The organism is Nonomuraea diastatica (genome assembly GCF_004349015.1).
Taxonomy (GTDB): domain Bacteria; phylum Actinomycetota; class Actinomycetes; order Streptosporangiales; family Streptosporangiaceae; genus Nonomuraea; species Nonomuraea diastatica.
Genome location: NZ_SMKP01000027.1, coordinates 14,441 through 29,622 on the forward strand (window position 1 = coordinate 14,441; position 15,182 = coordinate 29,622).

A 15,182-nucleotide genomic window follows, 5' to 3' on the forward strand; every position below is an offset into this window, starting at 1 on the left:
GTGATGGGACGCTTGGTCCGTGATGTACGGGCCTCCTCCTCCACCTGAGTATCCCCGGGCGACGAGCAGTCCGACGATCATCCTGCTCGTGTCGGGGCTCGCCGCCCTCCTCGGGTTCCTGCTGGGGGTGTTCGTGGGGTTCGGCGCGAGCACGTCGACGGAGGCGCCCCCGCCCAGAATCACGGTGACGACCGAAGTGACGAGCGCGCCCGATTCCACGGCGCCCACCCAGACGGCCCCGTCGCAGCCCGTTCCCTCGCAACCCGTGCCGTCCGAGACGGCTCCCTCGCAAACCGTTCCTTCTCAGCCCGTTCCCTCGCAAACCGGGCCTACGCAAACTGGGCCTACGCAAACTGGGCCCGCGCAGACCGGGCCCGCGCAGACCGGGCCCGCGCAGACCGGCGGGGCGAGCACCGCGCCGGTCGGCAATCCCGCGTCGCTGCGGACACTCGTCGTGGGCAAGGACGTCCAGCCGGGCACCTACAGAACGTCGGGGCCGGCGGCCGGGTTCAGCATGTGTTACTGGGCCCGCATGAGGAGCGCGGACGGCGATGTGATCGCGACCGGCATGCCGGCCGGTGCCGCCACGGTCACCATCGAGGCCACGGACGAGGCATTCCAGACCGGCGGATGCGCGGAGTGGACTCGCGTATGACGCTTTTGTGCGTCAAAGTCTGGACAACAGAGCAGAAACGCGCAATTCTGGCGGGCAAGAGAAGGGAGGCATGCCTGAGCGTGCTGGCGTGACGTCCTATGGTATGGGCCACGCCACTCCGGTGTCCCTGGCCCGGACACGCAGCGGAGAGTGCGGAACAGCGCGCATCGCCACTTGTCCCGAACTGTGTCGTTCGCGAGGAGTGTCCATGCGTCGTCCCGCCCTGAAACTCGCAGCCGCCCTGGTGGCCGCACTGTCCGTCCCTCTGTTCGGCCCCCTGAACGCCCTCCTGAACGCCCCCCTGAACGCCACTGTGCCCGCCCCCCTGGCCGCCGCAGTGCCCGCCGCCGCATCGGCCCAGGCTCAGGCTCAGGCTCAGGCCGCGACCGCGGTCGCGACCGGACTTCCCGCGCCGGTCGTGCGACGGGTGCTGGCGGCCCGCGCTGAAGACGAGCTGGCAGTGGCAGCTCTCCTCACTCCCCGTCAAGCCCTATCCGAACGTGCAGATGTTCGACATCGACGGTTTCGACGCCGCCGAGGACGGCACGATCGTCGCGTCGCTCAAGGCCGGCAGGCCGGACCGCGGCCTCGTCTGCTACATCAGCGCCGGCACGTTCGAGGACTGGCGCCCCGACGCGGGGCGCTTCCCTGAGGAGGTGCTCGGCTCGCCCCTTGAGGAGTGGGAGGGCGAGCGGTGGCTGGACGTCCGCGCGTACACCAGCACGCTCGGCGAGATCATGAAAACCAGACTCGACATGCGCAAGGCCGCCGGATTCGACGCGGTGGAGCCCGACAACGTCGACGGGTACAGCAACGACAGCGGCTTCCCGCTCAGGGCGGCCGACCAGCTGGCCTACAACGCCTGGTTCGCCAACGAGGCGCACAAGCGGGGGGTGTCCGTCGCGCTGAAGAACGACGTGGCGCAGATCCCGCGACTCCTGCCGTACTTCGACTTCGCGGTGAACGAGGAGTGCTGGCAGTACACCGAGTGCACCACCGCCCAGAACGGCGGAGACTACGGCTACGACCAGTTCGTCAAGGCGGGCAAGGCGGTGTTCCAGGTCGAGTACGACCTGGCGCCCTCCGCCTTCTGCCCCCGGTCCAACGCTCAGGACTTCAACTCGCTCAAGAAGAAGTACGAGCTCGGCGCCTACCGCGTACCCTGCCGTGGCGCGTGACTTCGACCTGCTGGTCGTGGGTGACGCCAACCCCGACGTGGTGCTCTCAGGGGCGCGGCGCGGGCTGGCGTACGGCCAGCGCGAGCAGCTCGTCTCCGGCGGCGACCTGGTCCTCGGCGGGTCCGGCGCGATCACCGCGTGCGGGGCGGCCAGGCTGGGCCTGCGTCACCTCACCCGGCTGCCTGCCCGACCTGACCGTGGACGACGTGCCGCGCGGCCTGGCCGGCCACGTGCACGTGTCGTCCTATTTCCTGCAACCGGCGCTGGCGGCCGGTCTGCCCGGCTTCCTGGCGGGAGAGCGGCGGGCCGGCGCCACCACCTCCCTGGACACCAACGACGACCCGGCGGGCGCGTGGGACGGCGTCGGCGACGTGCTCGGCGAGGTGGACGTGTTCCTGCCGAACGCCGCCGAGGCCGTCAACATCGCCCTGTCCATCGCCGCCCGGCCGTCCGGGACGGGTCCGGAGAGCGTGGAGGCCGCCGCGGCGCGGCTGGGCGCGCTCGGGCCCGCCGTGGTCGTCAAGGACGGCGGCGACGGCGCGCTGGCATGGGAGCGGGGACGGCTGGTCCGCGCGCCCGCCGTGCCCGTGGAGCCGGTCGACACCGTCGGCGCGGGCGACAGTTTCAACGCCGGGTTCCTCGCCGCGCGGCTGCGCGGGATGAGCCTGCCCGAATGCCTTCGCGTGGCCGTGACCTGCGGCTCGCTGTCGACCCAGGCGGCCGGAGGCACCGCCGCCCAACCCACGTGGAAACAACTATGAAGATCGTCTTTCTCGGCGCAGGCAGCGTCGAGTTCACCCAGGGCCTGCTGGCGGACCTGGTCGCCTTCCCCGACCTGGGGAAGTTCGAGGTGGCGCTGCACGACTCCACCCCGAGCGGCTCGACACCGCCGAGGCCGCCGCCCGCGTCATCGCGGCCGACCGCCCCGTCACGATCACCGCCCACCTCGACCTGCGGCGGGCGCTCGAAGGCGCCGACTTCGCGATCAACATGATCCAGGTCGGCATGATCGACGCCACCCGCGTCGACTTCGAGGTGCCCGCCCGCCACGGCCTGCGCCAGACCATCGCCGACACCATCGGCGTGGGCGGCGTCTTCCGCGCCCTGCGCACCTTCCCCGCGCTGGACCGGATCGGGCAGGCCATGGCCGAGGTCTGCCCCGGCGCGTGGCTGCTCAACTACACCAACCCGATGGCCATGAACGTGTGGTAGCTGGCCGCCGCCACCCCCGTGCGCAACGTGGTCGGGCTGTGCCACTCCATCTACTGGACGGCCCACGGCCTGGCCGAGCTCGTCGGGGTGCCGTACGAGGAGGTGTCGTACCTCGCGGCGGGCGTCAACCACCAGGCGTGGATGTTGCGCTTCGAGTCCGGCGGCGAGGACCTCTACCCGCGGCTGGACGACGCCATCGCCCGCGACCCCGGGCTGCTGCGCCGGGTGCGTGTGGACATGTACCGCAGGCTCGGCTACTACCCGACCGAGACCAGCGAGCACTCGGCCGAGTACGTGCCCTGGTACCTGCGCGACGAGGCCGAGATCGAGCGCCTGCGCATCCCCGTCTGCGCCTACGTCGGCATCAGCGAGGAGAACGTGCGCCAGTACGAGGCCACCCGCGACGCGCTCAGAGCGGGCCGGCCGATCACCGTGGAGGGGACCATGGAATACGCCCCGCAGATCATCCACAGCATCGCCACCGGAACCACCCGGACCGTCTACGGCAACGTCCAGAACGGGGGCCTGGTCGGCAACCTGCCGGCGGACTGCGTGGTCGAGGTGCCGTGCGTCGCCGACGCGCTCGGCGTACGGCCTCTCGCGGTCGGCGACCTGCCCGCCCAGTGCGCCGCGCTCAACCGCGCCTACGTCAACGTCAACGAGCTCACCGTGCGCGCCGTCACCGAGGGCCGTCGCGACCACGTGCGGCACGCCATGATGGCCGACCCCAACACGGCCGCCTCCCTCACCGTCGAGCGGATCGACGCCCTGTGCGAGGCGCTCCTCGAGGCGCACGGCGACCTGCTCCCCGCATCGCTCAGGAGGCGGTCATGAAGGTTCACGGCGCGGCGGCGCTGCTCCTCGTCGCGGGGCTGCTGACCGGCTGCGGCTCGTCCTCCTCGGACGAGGCCGGCGGGCCGGTCGAGATCACCTGGTGGCACGGCCAGGTCGAGACCCAGGCCAAGGTCATCGAGGAGTTGGCCGCCGACTACAACAGGGCCCACCCGGACGTGAAGATCACTCCCGCGGTCGGCACCACGAACGTGGACGACATGCTGCAGAAGGTCCAGGCGGTGCTGGCCGGCGGCAAGGCGCCCGACATCGCGTACATGTACGGCACCTGGATGCCGCACCTGGCCAAGAACCCCAAGGTGTACGACCTGACCGCCACCGTGAAGGCGCCGGAGTTCGGCTGGGACGACTTCTGGCCGTCGGAGCGGGCCGTGTCCGAGGTGAACGGCAAGATCGTCGGCGTCCCCGCGGCGGTCGACAACCTGGGCGTCATCTACAACAAGAAGCTCTTCGACGCGGCCGGGCTGGAGTACCCGGACAAGGACTGGACCTGGGAGGACTTCCGCGCCGCCGCCAAGAAGCTGACCAAGGACGGCGTGTACGGCACCGCGTACCCCGTCACCGGCACCGAGGACACCGTGTGGCGGTTCTGGCCGATGATCTGGCAGCGGGGCGGCGCCATCGTGACGCCCGACGGCAGGAAGCCGGCGTTCAACACCCCGCAGGCGGCGCAGGCGCTCGGCCTGTGGAGCGCCATGGCCCGCCAGGATAGATCCCGTCTATCTCGACCAGAACGGCGAGAAGTTCCTGCCGCTGTTCCAGAGCAGCAAGATCGGCATGATCATCGCCGGTCCGTGGGCGCTGCTCGACATCATCGACCACAAGATCGAGTACGGCGTCCAGGTGCTGCCCGGCTACAACGGCAACCACGAGACCATCGCCGGGCCGGACAACTGGGTCGTGTTCGACAACGGCTCGCGCCGGGCCAAGGCCGCCACCGACTTCCTCACCTGGCTCACCCGGCCCGAGCAGGACGCCCGGTGGACGCTCGGACTGGGGAACCTGCCGATCCGCAAGGCCACGACCGAGCTGCCGGCGTACGAGAAGTTCATCAAGGACATCCCCGACATCGACGTGTTCACCGCGAACCTCGACAACGCCAAGCAGGCCAGGCCGCACCTGCCCGCGTACCCGGAGTTCTCCGAGAAGGTCGGCGACGCGATCAGCGAGGCTCTCGTCGGCGGCACGCCCCCGCAGGAGGCGCTGACCGCGGCCGCCACCGAAGCCGGCACGGTGCTGTTCGTGCCCGGCTCGGTGGTGCTCGGGCTGGCGCTTGCGCTGGCGCTGAACCTGAAGATCCCGCTCATCGGCTTCTACCGCACCTGCTTCTTCGTCCCCTACGTCGTCTCGGCCGCCGCCACGGGCATCCTCGCGAACTTCGTGTTCGACCCCGACTTCGGCATCGTCAACGCGGGGCTGAAGGCCATCGGCCTGCCCGCCATGGGGTTCCTCCAGGACCCGGACCAGGCCATGCTCACGCTCGTCCTGATCTCGATCTGGGGCGGCGTCGGGATGCCCGCCGTGGTCTACCTCGCCGCGCTCCAGGACATCCCGCGCGAGCTGGTCGAGGCGGCCAAAGTCGACGGCGGCGTGGGCCGGCACCTGCTGCGCCACGTGGTGCTGCCGCAGCTGCGCCCGGCGACCGTCTTCCTGCTGATCTGGCAGACGATCACCGCGCTGCAGCTGTTCGACCTCGTCTACACCACGACGAAGGGCCAGCCGCTCGACTCCACCACGACGATCGTGTTCTACCTCTACCGGCAGGCCTTCCAGCTGTTCCACTCCGGCTACGGCACGGCCATCGCCTACGTCCTTTTCCTCGTGACGCTCGCGATCTCGGGCGCCGTTCTGTGGAGGAGTGCACGGTGAAGCGGCGCCACCTCGCCCACCTGGTCCTGATGCCGGCCGCGCTGCTGTTCGTGGCGCCGCTGGCCTGGATGGTGCTGACCGCCTTCATGCCGGACAGCGACATCAACACCTATCCGCCCAAACTCTGGCCCGAGCACTTCACCACGGCCGGGTTCACCCGCATCTTCACCGAGGACGACTATCCGCTCTGGCTGGCCAACACGGTGATCGTGGCCGTGGCGGCCGTCGCCGGGCACGTGGTGCTCTGCTCGCTGGCCGGCTACGGCTTCGCCCGGATCGCCTTCCGCGGCCGGGGGCTCACCTTCGGCGCTCTCATGGCGACCATCATGGTGCCCACCCAGGTGCTGATGATCCCCACGTTCCTGCTGTTCAAGAACATGGGGCTGATCGACACCCTCGGCGCGGTCATCGTCCCGTGGCTGGCGTCGGCGTTCGGCGTGTTCCTCATGCGGCAGTTCTTCCTGTCGCTGCCCAAGGAACTGGAGGAGGCGGCGACCATCGACGGCTGCTCCCGGCTCGGCGGGTTCTTCCGGGTGGTGCTGCCGCTGGCGCGTCCCGCGCTGGCCACGCTCGTCGTGTTCACGCTGCTCGGGGCCTGGAACGACCTCCTGTGGCCCCTCATCGCCATCTCCTCCGGGGACAGCTACACGCTGCAGCTCGGCCTGGCCACGTTCTCCGGGGCCCGGCACACCGAGTGGTCGGCCCTCATGGCCGGCAACGTCGTGGCCGTGCTGCCGCTGGTCGCCGCCTTCGTGCTGGCGCAGCGTCACTTCGTGGCCACCATGAGCTTCAGCGGCCTCAAGGGCTGAACGTGAGAGGTTTGCACTGGTAGGGCGTGCGTAGGAGGATGCGCACAGCCCACGAAGGAGGAAGTCATGTCGGTGTTGAAGAGCCTTGTCGACAGCGTGCGCGGCGGTGCGATCGAGGTGGTCGACCTCACCGCGCCCCTGTCGTCCGACACGCCGATCCTCCAACTGCCCGAGCCGTTCAGCAACACGATCCGGTTCTCTCTCGAGGAGATCAGCCGCTACGACGACCGCGGCCCCGCCTGGTATTGGAATGACATCCACACCGGCGAGCACTCTGGGACACACTTCGACGCGCCCGTCCACTGGATCACCGGGCGCGACGGCGAGGACGTCTCCCAGGTGCCCCCTCGCAACCTGATCGCGCCCGCCGTCGTTCTCGACTTCGCCGACGAGGCGGCGAAAGACCACGACTTCCTGCTGCGCATCGACCACGTCAAGGAGTGGGAGCGCGCCAACGGCCCGCTGCCCGACGGCGGCTGGCTGCTCTACCGCACCGGCTGGGACACCCGCTCCGGCGATCAGGACGACTTCCTGAACGGCTCCCACACGCCCGGAATCTCCGTGGAGTGCGCCGAGTGGCTGGCCGCCGAGACGCCGATCGCCGGGCTCGGCGTCGAGACCGTCGGCACCGACGCGGGCGCCGCCCACTCCTTCACCCCGCCCTTCCCCTGCCACTCCTTCCTGCTCGGCGCCGGCAAATACGGGCTCACCCAGCTGCGCAACCTCGACCGCCTGCCCGTGACCGGCGCCGTGGTGCTCGCGCCGCCGCTGCCCATCGTGGGCGGCTCCGGCAGCCCGGTGCGCGTGCTCGCCCTGGTGGAACGTTGATCGTCGCGGAGGCCGTGGGCCGGGCCCTGGCCGCCCGCGGGGTCGAGACCGCCTTCGGGGTGGTCGGCAGCGGCAACTTCCACGTCACCAACGCGCTCGTGGCCCACGGCGTGCGTTACATCGCCGCCCGCCACGAGGGCGGGGCCGCCACCATGGCCGACGCCTACTCCCGCATGAGCGGGCGCGTCCCGGTGGTGTCGGTGCACCAGGGGCCGGGGCTGACGAACGCGATGACCGGCGTCGCCGAGGCGGCCAAGAGCCGCACGCCGCTGATCGTGCTCGCCGGGGAGGCCACCGACGTGCACTCCAACTTCCACGTCGACCAGGACGCGCTGGCCAGGGCGGTGGGGGCGGTGCCGATGCGGGTCACCTCGGCGGGCGCCGCGGCGGCCCAGGTCGCCGAGGCCTTCCGGGTGGCCGTGGAGGAGCGACGTACGGTCCTGCTGAACCTGCCGCTCCCCGTCCAGGCCGCCCCCTTCGACCCCTCTTCACCCGGGGACGCCGAGCCCGCCGTCCGGCCGCTCACCGCGGCGGCGGACCGAGCGGAGGGCGGCGAGGCGTTCGACGAGCTGGCGCGGCTGCTGGGGGCGGCCCGGCGGCCGGTGTTCATCGCGGGGCGCGGAGCCCGGCACGCGCGTGGCGAACTGGAAGGGCTGGCCGGCCGGGTGGGCGCGCTGCTGGCGACCTCCGCGGTGGCCAAGGGCCTGTTCCGCGGTAGTCCCTGGGACCTCGACGTGAGCGGCGGCTTCGCCACCCCGCTCGCCACCGAGCTGATCAGGGGAGCCGACCTCGTCGTCGGATGGGGATGCGCGCTCACCATGTGGACCACCGGCCACGGCGCCCTGATCTCGCCGGGGACGAAGGTGGTGAAGGTCGATCTCGACCCGCACGTCTTCACGGCGTACACGTCCACCGACCTCGGCGTGGTCGGCGACGTGGCCGCCGTGGCGAGATCCGCGACCGCCCGCGTCGCCGAAGCCGGCGGTTACCGCTCGACCGAGATCGGGCGGCGCATCCAGGCCGAGGGGCGCTGGCGGGACGTCCCGTACGCCGACGAGAGCGCAGGCGGCCGGATCGACCCGAGGACGCTGACTATCGGGCTGGACGACCTGCTGCCGCACGAACGGATCGTCTCTCCCGATTCCGGAAATTTCATGGGATACCCCTCGATGTTGATGGATGTCCCCGACGAGTTCGGGTTCTGCTTCACCCAGGCGTTCCAGTCGATCGGGCTGGGCCTCGCGACCGCGATCGGCGCCGCCGTGGCCCGTCCCGACCGGCTGCCGGTGGCGGCGCTCGGTGACGGCGGTGCCCTCATGGGCCTCGCCGACCTCGAAACCGCTGTCCGGCTGGGCCTGCCCATGGTGATCGTGGTCTACGACGACGAGGCGTACGGCGCCGAGGTCCACCACTTCGGCCCCCACGGGCACCCGCTCGGCACGGTCACCTTCCCGCCCGCCGATTTCGCCGCTATCGCCAGGGGCCACGGGCTCGACGCGGTCACGGTCACCGAGCAGGCCGACCTGGCGGGCGTGGCCGCCTGGCTCAAAGGTCCCCGGGAGCGTCCGCTGCTGGTACACGCCAAGATCACCCGCGACCACGGCTCCTGGTGGCTGGAGAATGCCTTCGCCACCCACTGACCCCCATGCGCCTTCGCACGGGGTCTCTTACGCGACACCCCGCCGGGCAGGTGTCAGGGACGCAGGCCGGTCCGGGCGCCTGCCGCAGGAGCACGGTCCGGGCCGGAGCCGGTCCCGGCACCTGCCGGACGAGCACGGGGTGGGGGCCGGAGCGTGCGGGTCAGAGCTTGCGGAAGGTGCGGGACTCCTCGGCCGAGGCGAGCACGTCGGCGAGTGGTGCGTCCGCCCCGGCCGCCACCGCCGCCGCGATCGCGCCCTCCACGAACGGGACGTCCGCCACCACGATGCGCCCGTCCTCCTCCAGCAGGCGGGCGGTCAGCACCGAGCTGCCCAGGTCGGGGATGAGCACCACCCCGTCGCCCTGGTCGACGCCGCGCACCGCCTCCTCGACGAGGTCCACGCTCGTGCCGAGACCGCCGTCCTCCGTGCCCCCGGCGGCCGCCACAGGCACCCCGGCACCCGCGATCCCCTTGGCCAGCGCCACGGCCTCCGCCGCCAGCCCGGCACTGTGCGAGACCAGCACCAGCCCCACCATCACGCCACCCCACCGGCGGCGCACACCCATGGCCGCCTGGTCACGCCTCCGTTGTGCCCGGTCATGACGCCTCCCGCGGCACCGGTCGTGGTGTCTCCGGCGTGGCCGGTCGCGGCGCCTCTCGCGTCACCGGTCGTGGTGCCTCCAGCCTCGCCGGTCCTGGTGCCTCCAGCCTCGCCGGTCCTGGTGCCTCCAGCCTCGCCGGTCCTGGCGCCTTCTGTGCGGCCGGTCATGACGCCACGTTCGCCAGGGCCGCCATGAACAGCGCCGACGACGCCGCCCCCGGATCCTCGTGCCCGATGCTCCGCTCACCCAGGTAGCTGGCACGGCCCTTGCGCGCCTGCATCGGGATCGTGGCTTTCGCGCCCTCCGCGGCCGCCCGTGCCGCCTGCTCGAACGCCTCGCGCACCCCTACCCCATCGCGTACGGCCAGCGCCAGGGCCCGCGAGGCCGGCGCCAGCGCGTCCACCATGGTCTTGTCACCAGGCGCGGCCTTGCCCAGCCGCTCGACCGCCACGACACCCTCATCGAACGCCGCCGAGAACCCGGCCAGCGTCACCGGAGACCGCAGTGCCTTGCCCATCTGCCGGAACACCGACCCGTACAGCGGCCCCGAAGCGCCGCCGACGCGGCGGATCAGCGCCGTGCCCGCCGAGGTCAGCACCTGCACCGGCGATTCGGGCGGCCATTCGGTGAGCGCCTTGCAGACCTCCGTCAGCCCGCGGTCGAGGTTGGTGCCGTGGTCGGCGTCGCCGATCGCCGCGTCGAGCCGGGTCAGGTGGTCGCGGTCGCGGCGTACGAGCCGGGCCGTCTCCTCGAACCAGGCCACGAACAGGTCGGTGTCCATCGGATGCGCGCGGAGCGCCCCGCCTGCTTCAGCCGGCGGGGGAGTCCGCGCTCCCTCCCTTCAACAGGTGTCCTGGCGGATCGGTGGTCGCACGGTGCGCCTCGCGCTCCGGCACGCCGCGGGTCGCCCGGGGAGCGGAGACGTCACCATCGCAGGCCCGGCGTATCGACCGGGGCGTCCCACAGGCGGGTGAGCGTGTCGTCGAGCCGGCAGACGGTGACGGAGAAGCCCTGCATGTCGAGACTCGTCACGTAGTTGCCGACCAGCGACCGTGAGACCCGCGCTCCCTTGCCCTTGAGGTACGCCGCCACCTCCGCGAAGACCACGTACAGCTCCATGAGGGGTGTGCCGCCCATGCCGTTCACCATGACGAGCAGGTCGCCCTGCACCGGCAGGTCGCCGTGGATCGCCTCCATGGCGGTGGCCGCCAGCTCGCGCGCCGGCGCCATCGGCACCCTGGCCCTGCCGGGCTCGCCGTGGATGCCGATGCCCAGCTCCACGTCCGTCTCCGGCAGGTCGAACGTCGGCTTTCCCGCGTGCGGCGTCGTGCACGAGGTCAGCGCGATGCCGAACGACCTGCTGCGTTCGTCGACCGCGCCGGCCACGGCGGCCACGTCGTCCAGCGGCGCGCCCTCCTCGGCCAGTGCCCCCGCGATCTTCTCGACGAACAGGGTCGCGCCGGTGCCACGGCGGCCCGCCGTGTAGAGGGAGTCCTGGACGGCCACGTCGTCGTCGACCAGCACGCTGGCCACCTCGACGTCCTCGACCAGCTCGGCGGCCATCTCGAAGTTGAGCACGTCGCCGGTGTAGTTCTTGACGATGTGCAGCACGCCGGCGCCGCCGTCCACGGCCTTGGTCGCCTCGATGATCTGGTCGGGCACCGGTGAGGTGAAGATCTCGCCGGGGCAGGCCGCGTCGAGCATGCCGTACCCGACGAAACCGGCATGCAGCGGCTCATGCCCCGAGCCGCCGCCCGACACCAGGCCGACCTTTCCCTGGCGCGGGCCATCGGCCCGGTAGACCACCTGGTCGCGGATCCGCAGCGTGGGATGGGCCGCGGCCATGCCCTTCAGCGCGTCCTCAACGACGGAGTCCGCCGAGTTGATGAGCTTCTTCATGGTGAGTACATCTGCCCGTTTTCACGGCCACGCAAGCGTCGTGACGCGGACGGGCGGAGGCCGCCCGTCCGCCACGCGAGGACGGGCGTTCGGGCCGCGGCGAGGAGGGGCGTCACCCGGCGCCTCGGGCCCCGACTACCGTGAGACCCGCCTGAGCAGCTACCTTCTGCTCATGGCTGAGATCGTGTACCCGCCGGTGATCGCCGCCGCGCGGACCCTCTTTCGCGTGCTCGACATCCGCTTCCACATGGAAGGGACCGAGCACGTGCCGCGGACGGGGGGAGCGGTGCTGGTGAGCAACCACATCAGCTACCTCGACTTCATCTTCGCCGGGTTCGCCGCGCTGCCGTCGAAGCGGCTGGTGCGCTTCATGGCCAAGCAGGACGTGTTCGAGCACCGGATCTCCGGCCCGCTGATGCGGGGCATGCACCACATTCCCGTCGACCGGGGGGCGGGCGCGGGCTCGTACGCGACGGCGCTGCGGATGCTCAAGGCCGGTGAGGTCGTGGGCGTCTTCGCGGAGGCCACGATCAGCCGGTCGTTCACCGTCAAAGAGATCAAGAACGGCGCGATCCGGATGGCCCAGGCGACCAACGTGCCGGTGATCCCGGTGGCGCTGTGGGGCGGCCAGCGGCTGTGGACCAAGGGGCGGCCGAAGAAGCTCCTGCAACGGCACGTGCCGCTCACCATCCTGGTGGGCGAGCCGATGCACCCCAAGCGCGGCGAGAACGTCAACGATCACGTGACGGACCTGCACACGCGGTTGTCGGAGCTGGTCGACAGGGCGCAGCGCACCTATCCGGAGGTGCCGCAGGGCGTGTGGTGGCAGCCCGCCCATCTCGGCGGCACCGCGCCGACCCCCGAGGAGGCGGCGGCCATGGACGCGGCCGAGGCGGAGGCCCGGGCCAAGAACGACTGACCGCCGACGTGCGTGACCCCCGCCCGATGAATCGGCGCGGGGGCGTCAGATGGCGGCCTGGTAGGCGCTGGCGCGCATGCCCGCCAATAAACCCGCCGTCTGCTCCGGGGTGTAGCGGCGCACCGGGTCGTGGTGGAGCAGCCCCTCGATCAGCGGGCGCATCACGCCCGCCCGCCGCGGCGGCGGATAGGGCCCGCTGCGGGCCATGCCGAGCACGGTCGCCGCGTCCTGCCCCGGGTAGGGAGGCTGGCCCTCGACGGCGCTGTAGAGGGTGGCGCCGAAGGACCACATGTCGGCCTCCTTGCTGGCCGGACCCCCGTGCAGCCGCTCGGGCGCCATGAACGCGGGTGTGCCGCGCAGGCGCCGCGACGTCGTCATGCGGATGTCGCCCTCGGCGGTCGCTATGCCGAAGTCGGTCAGCACCACCCGGTCGCCGGTCAGCATGACGTTGGCCGGCTTAACGTCGCGGTGCAGCACGCCGGCCTGGTGGGCGGTGCGCAGCGCGGCGAGCAGGTGCTGGCCGATGGCCGCCACCGACTGCGCGGGCAGCGTGCCCACCTGGGAGAGCAGCTGGTGCAACGACAGCCCGTCGAGATATTCCATCACGATCCAGAGCTTGCCGCCCTCCTCGATCAGGTCGTGCACCGTGACGATGTTGGGGTGCGTCAGCCCGGCAGCCATCCTGGCCTCACGCAGCACCCGGCGGCGCACCATCTCGGCCTCGCCGGACAAGGTCAGCTCCTTAAGCGCCACCGTACGGTGGAGGAGCTGATCGAACGCGCGCCAGACGACGCCCATACCCCCACGACCGGCCTCCTCGTTCAGGAGGTACCGTCCGCCGATCTCCCGCATACCATCCCCTCAAGCTCGGGGATAATCATGTCACCTCAGCACAGGCCTTAGGGTGCCTAACGTGATCTGGATATGTCGGAATGTGCGGGTGCGCTGGTCAACGGCCTAGAAATTCGATCCGACACAGCGCGCCACACCAGCCCGACCGCCGCCGAACATCCGCATGACGCGGGCGCCGCCGTCCCCATGGTGGGACGACGGCGCCCCCGCGCCGGTCAGGTGAGGAGGCCGAGCGCGCGCTCGGCCACCCCCTCCGGCGCCGTCTTCGGCGACCCGCTCGTGAAGGGCGGCTGCGGGTCGTACTCGATCACCAGCTGCACGCTCTGCGCGGTCAGCTCGTCCGTGGCCTGCGCCAGCAGCGTCAGCGCCATGTCGATGCCCGCGGACACCCCGGCCGCGGTCACGATCTTGCCTTCTGTGACCACACGCTCGCTGACCGGTTCGGCGCCGGCCTGCTTGAGGAAGTCGAGCAGGGCCCAGTGCGTGGTCGCCTTCAGCCCCTTCAACAGCCCCGCCGCGCCCAGGAGGAGCGAGCCGCTGCACACCGAGGTCGTCCACATGGTGTGCTCGTGCGCCTCCCGGATCCAGCCGGTCAGAGCGGTGTCGGACATGACGTCCAAGGTGCCGAGGCCGCCGGGGACGACGATCACGTCAGGCCGGGGCATGTCGGCGTAGGAGGCCGTGGCGGCCAGCGTGAGCGTGCCCTGGTCGTCGGTGACGGGGCCGGGCTCCTCGGCGACGAACGTGACCGTCCAGCCTGGCGCGAAGGCCATCACGGTGTAGGGCCCGACCGCGTCCAGCGCGGTGAAACGGGGATAGAGCGGGATGGCCACGTGCATGGTCAACTCTCCTTCGACTGGAACCGGCGACGGTGGTCGCCGGGTGAGATCCGCCAGTGACGGCGGAAGACGCGGTAGAGCGTCTCCGGCGTCCCGAGCCCCGACTCCCTGGCCACCGTGGCCAGCGGGTGACCGGTGACCTCCAGAAGCCGCCTGGCGGCGTCGGCCCGGCTGCGCTCGACGTACCTGCCGGGTGACAGGCCCGTCTGCTCGGTGAAGACGCGGGAGAAGTGGCGCTCGCTCATGCCGGAGCGCGCGGCGAGCGCGGCCACGCTGAGGTCGGCCGCGGGGTTGGCGTCGATGTAGGCCTGCAGCTCCCTGATCGGCTCGCTGCGCGGCGTCATGGCCCGCATCGGCGTGCTGAACTGGCTCTGCCCGCCCGGCCGGTGCAGGTAGACCACGAGCCCGCGGGCGACGTCGCGGGCCAGCTGGTGGCCATGGTCCCTGGCCACCAGCGCCAGCGCGAGGTCCACCCCGGACAGGACGCCCGCGGACGTCCAGACGTGGCCGTCCTCGATGTAGAGCGGGTCGGGGTCCACCTCGACGCACTCGTAGCGGGCCGCGAGCTCGTCCGCGGCCAGCCAGTGCGTGGTGGCCCGCCGGTGGTCCAGCAGCCCGGCCTCGGCCAGCACGAACGCGCCGTTGCAGACGGAGGCGACCCGCCGCGCGGAGCCGGCCAGCCGGGCGACCTGCGCGACCAGCTCGCCGTCCGCGATCTGCTGCGGCACGGACCACCCGCCCGCCACCAGCAGCGTGTCGACCGGCCCCTCGACCTCGCCGAGCGGCGCGGCCATGACGGTGACGCCGTTTCCCGCTGCCACGGAGCCGCCGCCCACGGCCGCCACCTCGACCCGGTAGCCGCCGCGCGCGATCAGGGCCGCCGTCGCGAACACGTCGGCGGGCCCGGCCATGTCGAGCAGTTGGAAGCCCGGAAAGACGACCACCAGGATGCGTCGCTGCATGCCCTCATGCTGGTCGCGCGGCACGGTGGCGTCAACGACGCATCCATTGCAGATCACGCCATGCGTC

General features: G+C 71.4%; 19 protein-coding genes and 1 pseudogene. 12 read left to right on the plus strand and 8 right to left on the minus strand.

The window, feature by feature from the left end; all coding sequences use genetic code 11:
- Positions 1–88 precede the first annotated feature (88 nt).
- The gene (locus E1294_RS12245; protein WP_132507925.1) at positions 89–655 is read left to right on the plus strand and encodes an Rv1352/Rv1906c domain-containing protein; all 567 of its coding nucleotides are present in this window, start codon (positions 89–91) and stop codon (positions 653–655) included.
- 443 nt (positions 656–1,098) lie between these two features.
- A complete protein-coding gene (locus tag E1294_RS12250) occupies positions 1,099–1,833 on the plus strand; it encodes an endo alpha-1,4 polygalactosaminidase (protein WP_281284424.1) in 735 nt (244 codons plus the stop codon).
- 46 nt (positions 1,834–1,879) lie between these two features.
- Here E1294_RS12250 and E1294_RS57125 read toward each other — a convergent pair whose 3' ends face one another.
- Complete coding sequence (locus E1294_RS57125) at positions 1,880–2,002, minus strand: hypothetical protein (RefSeq protein ID WP_281284418.1); 123 nt, start codon at positions 2,000–2,002, stop codon at positions 1,880–1,882.
- A gap of 28 nt (positions 2,003–2,030) precedes the next feature.
- Between E1294_RS57125 and E1294_RS55675 the strand changes: the two genes are divergently transcribed.
- The 9 genes and pseudogenes from E1294_RS55675 (at position 2,031) to E1294_RS12285 (ending at position 9,043) form a co-directional block, all read left to right on the plus strand.
- Positions 2,031–2,594: a carbohydrate kinase family protein gene (locus E1294_RS55675; protein ID WP_281284419.1), complete on the plus strand. Its 564-nt coding sequence runs from the start codon at positions 2,031–2,033 to the stop codon at positions 2,592–2,594.
- Positions 2,591–2,827 (plus strand): hypothetical protein, encoded by a 237-nt coding sequence (locus E1294_RS54445; RefSeq protein ID WP_220447691.1) that lies wholly within the window; start codon positions 2,591–2,593, stop codon positions 2,825–2,827. Before E1294_RS55675 ends, E1294_RS54445 begins: the two co-directional genes overlap by 4 nt.
- Positions 2,743–3,045: a family 4 glycosyl hydrolase gene (locus tag E1294_RS54450; RefSeq protein ID WP_220447694.1), complete on the plus strand. Its 303-nt coding sequence runs from the start codon at positions 2,743–2,745 to the stop codon at positions 3,043–3,045. Before E1294_RS54445 ends, E1294_RS54450 begins: the two co-directional genes overlap by 85 nt.
- 18 nt (positions 3,046–3,063) lie before the next feature.
- Positions 3,064–3,879, plus strand: a complete 816-nt coding sequence (locus E1294_RS54455) for a family 4 glycosyl hydrolase (RefSeq protein ID WP_220447692.1) — start codon at positions 3,064–3,066, stop codon at positions 3,877–3,879.
- Positions 3,876–4,538: pseudogene (locus E1294_RS57985) on the plus strand (ABC transporter substrate-binding protein); the annotation flags it as partial. The gene E1294_RS54455 and the pseudogene E1294_RS57985, both read left to right, overlap by 4 nt.
- Before the next feature lie 67 nt (positions 4,539–4,605).
- Positions 4,606–5,766 (plus strand): extracellular solute-binding protein, encoded by a 1,161-nt coding sequence (locus E1294_RS57140; RefSeq protein WP_281284425.1) that lies wholly within the window; start codon positions 4,606–4,608, stop codon positions 5,764–5,766.
- Entirely contained in the window at positions 5,763–6,575 is an 813-nt protein-coding gene (locus E1294_RS12275) for a carbohydrate ABC transporter permease (RefSeq protein WP_246082962.1), read from the plus strand. Before E1294_RS57140 ends, E1294_RS12275 begins: the two co-directional genes overlap by 4 nt.
- A 66-nt stretch (positions 6,576–6,641) precedes the next feature.
- Positions 6,642–7,403 carry a cyclase family protein gene (locus E1294_RS12280; RefSeq protein WP_132507931.1) on the plus strand — a complete coding sequence of 254 codons (762 nt, stop codon included), beginning with the start codon at positions 6,642–6,644 and terminating at the stop codon, positions 7,401–7,403.
- Entirely contained in the window at positions 7,400–9,043 is a 1,644-nt protein-coding gene (locus E1294_RS12285; RefSeq protein ID WP_132507933.1) for a thiamine pyrophosphate-binding protein, read from the plus strand. The genes E1294_RS12280 and E1294_RS12285 overlap by 4 nt, the downstream gene beginning before the upstream one ends.
- A gap of 160 nt (positions 9,044–9,203) precedes the next feature.
- Here the strand turns inward: E1294_RS12285 and E1294_RS12290 are convergent, their stop codons facing one another.
- The 4 genes from E1294_RS12290 to dhaK all read right to left on the minus strand — a co-directional run bounded on the left by E1294_RS12290 (position 9,204) and on the right by dhaK (position 11,543).
- Entirely contained in the window at positions 9,204–9,578 is a 375-nt protein-coding gene (locus tag E1294_RS12290; protein ID WP_132507935.1) for a PTS-dependent dihydroxyacetone kinase phosphotransferase subunit DhaM, read from the minus strand.
- Positions 9,578–9,811: a hypothetical protein gene (locus tag E1294_RS12295; RefSeq protein WP_132507937.1), complete on the minus strand. Its 234-nt coding sequence runs from the start codon at positions 9,809–9,811 to the stop codon at positions 9,578–9,580. Before E1294_RS12295 ends, E1294_RS12290 begins: the two co-directional genes overlap by 1 nt.
- Positions 9,808–10,425, minus strand: coding sequence for a dihydroxyacetone kinase subunit DhaL (dhaL, locus tag E1294_RS12300; RefSeq protein ID WP_132507939.1), 618 nt, complete (start codon positions 10,423–10,425; stop codon positions 9,808–9,810). Before dhaL ends, E1294_RS12295 begins: the two co-directional genes overlap by 4 nt.
- Before the next feature lie 143 nt (positions 10,426–10,568).
- Complete coding sequence (dhaK, locus tag E1294_RS12305; RefSeq protein ID WP_132507941.1) at positions 10,569–11,543, minus strand: dihydroxyacetone kinase subunit DhaK; 975 nt, start codon at positions 11,541–11,543, stop codon at positions 10,569–10,571.
- A 172-nt stretch (positions 11,544–11,715) separates the two neighbouring features.
- On the opposite strand from dhaK, the gene E1294_RS12310 reads away from it, so the two are divergent.
- The gene (locus tag E1294_RS12310) at positions 11,716–12,462 is read left to right on the plus strand and encodes a lysophospholipid acyltransferase family protein (RefSeq protein WP_132507943.1); all 747 of its coding nucleotides are present in this window, start codon (positions 11,716–11,718) and stop codon (positions 12,460–12,462) included.
- Positions 12,463–12,507: 45 nt separating this feature from the next.
- On the opposite strand, the gene E1294_RS12315 is transcribed toward E1294_RS12310, so the two are convergent.
- The 3 genes from E1294_RS12315 to E1294_RS12325 form a co-directional block, all read right to left on the minus strand.
- Positions 12,508–13,314 (minus strand): serine/threonine-protein kinase, encoded by an 807-nt coding sequence (locus tag E1294_RS12315; protein ID WP_132507945.1) that lies wholly within the window; start codon positions 13,312–13,314, stop codon positions 12,508–12,510.
- Positions 13,315–13,529: 215 nt separating this feature from the next.
- Positions 13,530–14,153, minus strand: coding sequence for a DJ-1/PfpI family protein (locus E1294_RS12320; RefSeq protein WP_132507947.1), 624 nt, complete (start codon positions 14,151–14,153; stop codon positions 13,530–13,532).
- Positions 14,154–14,155: 2 nt separating this feature from the next.
- A complete protein-coding gene (locus tag E1294_RS12325) occupies positions 14,156–15,115 on the minus strand; it encodes a GlxA family transcriptional regulator (protein ID WP_132507949.1) in 960 nt (319 codons plus the stop codon).
- Positions 15,116–15,182: the final 67 nt, after the last annotated feature.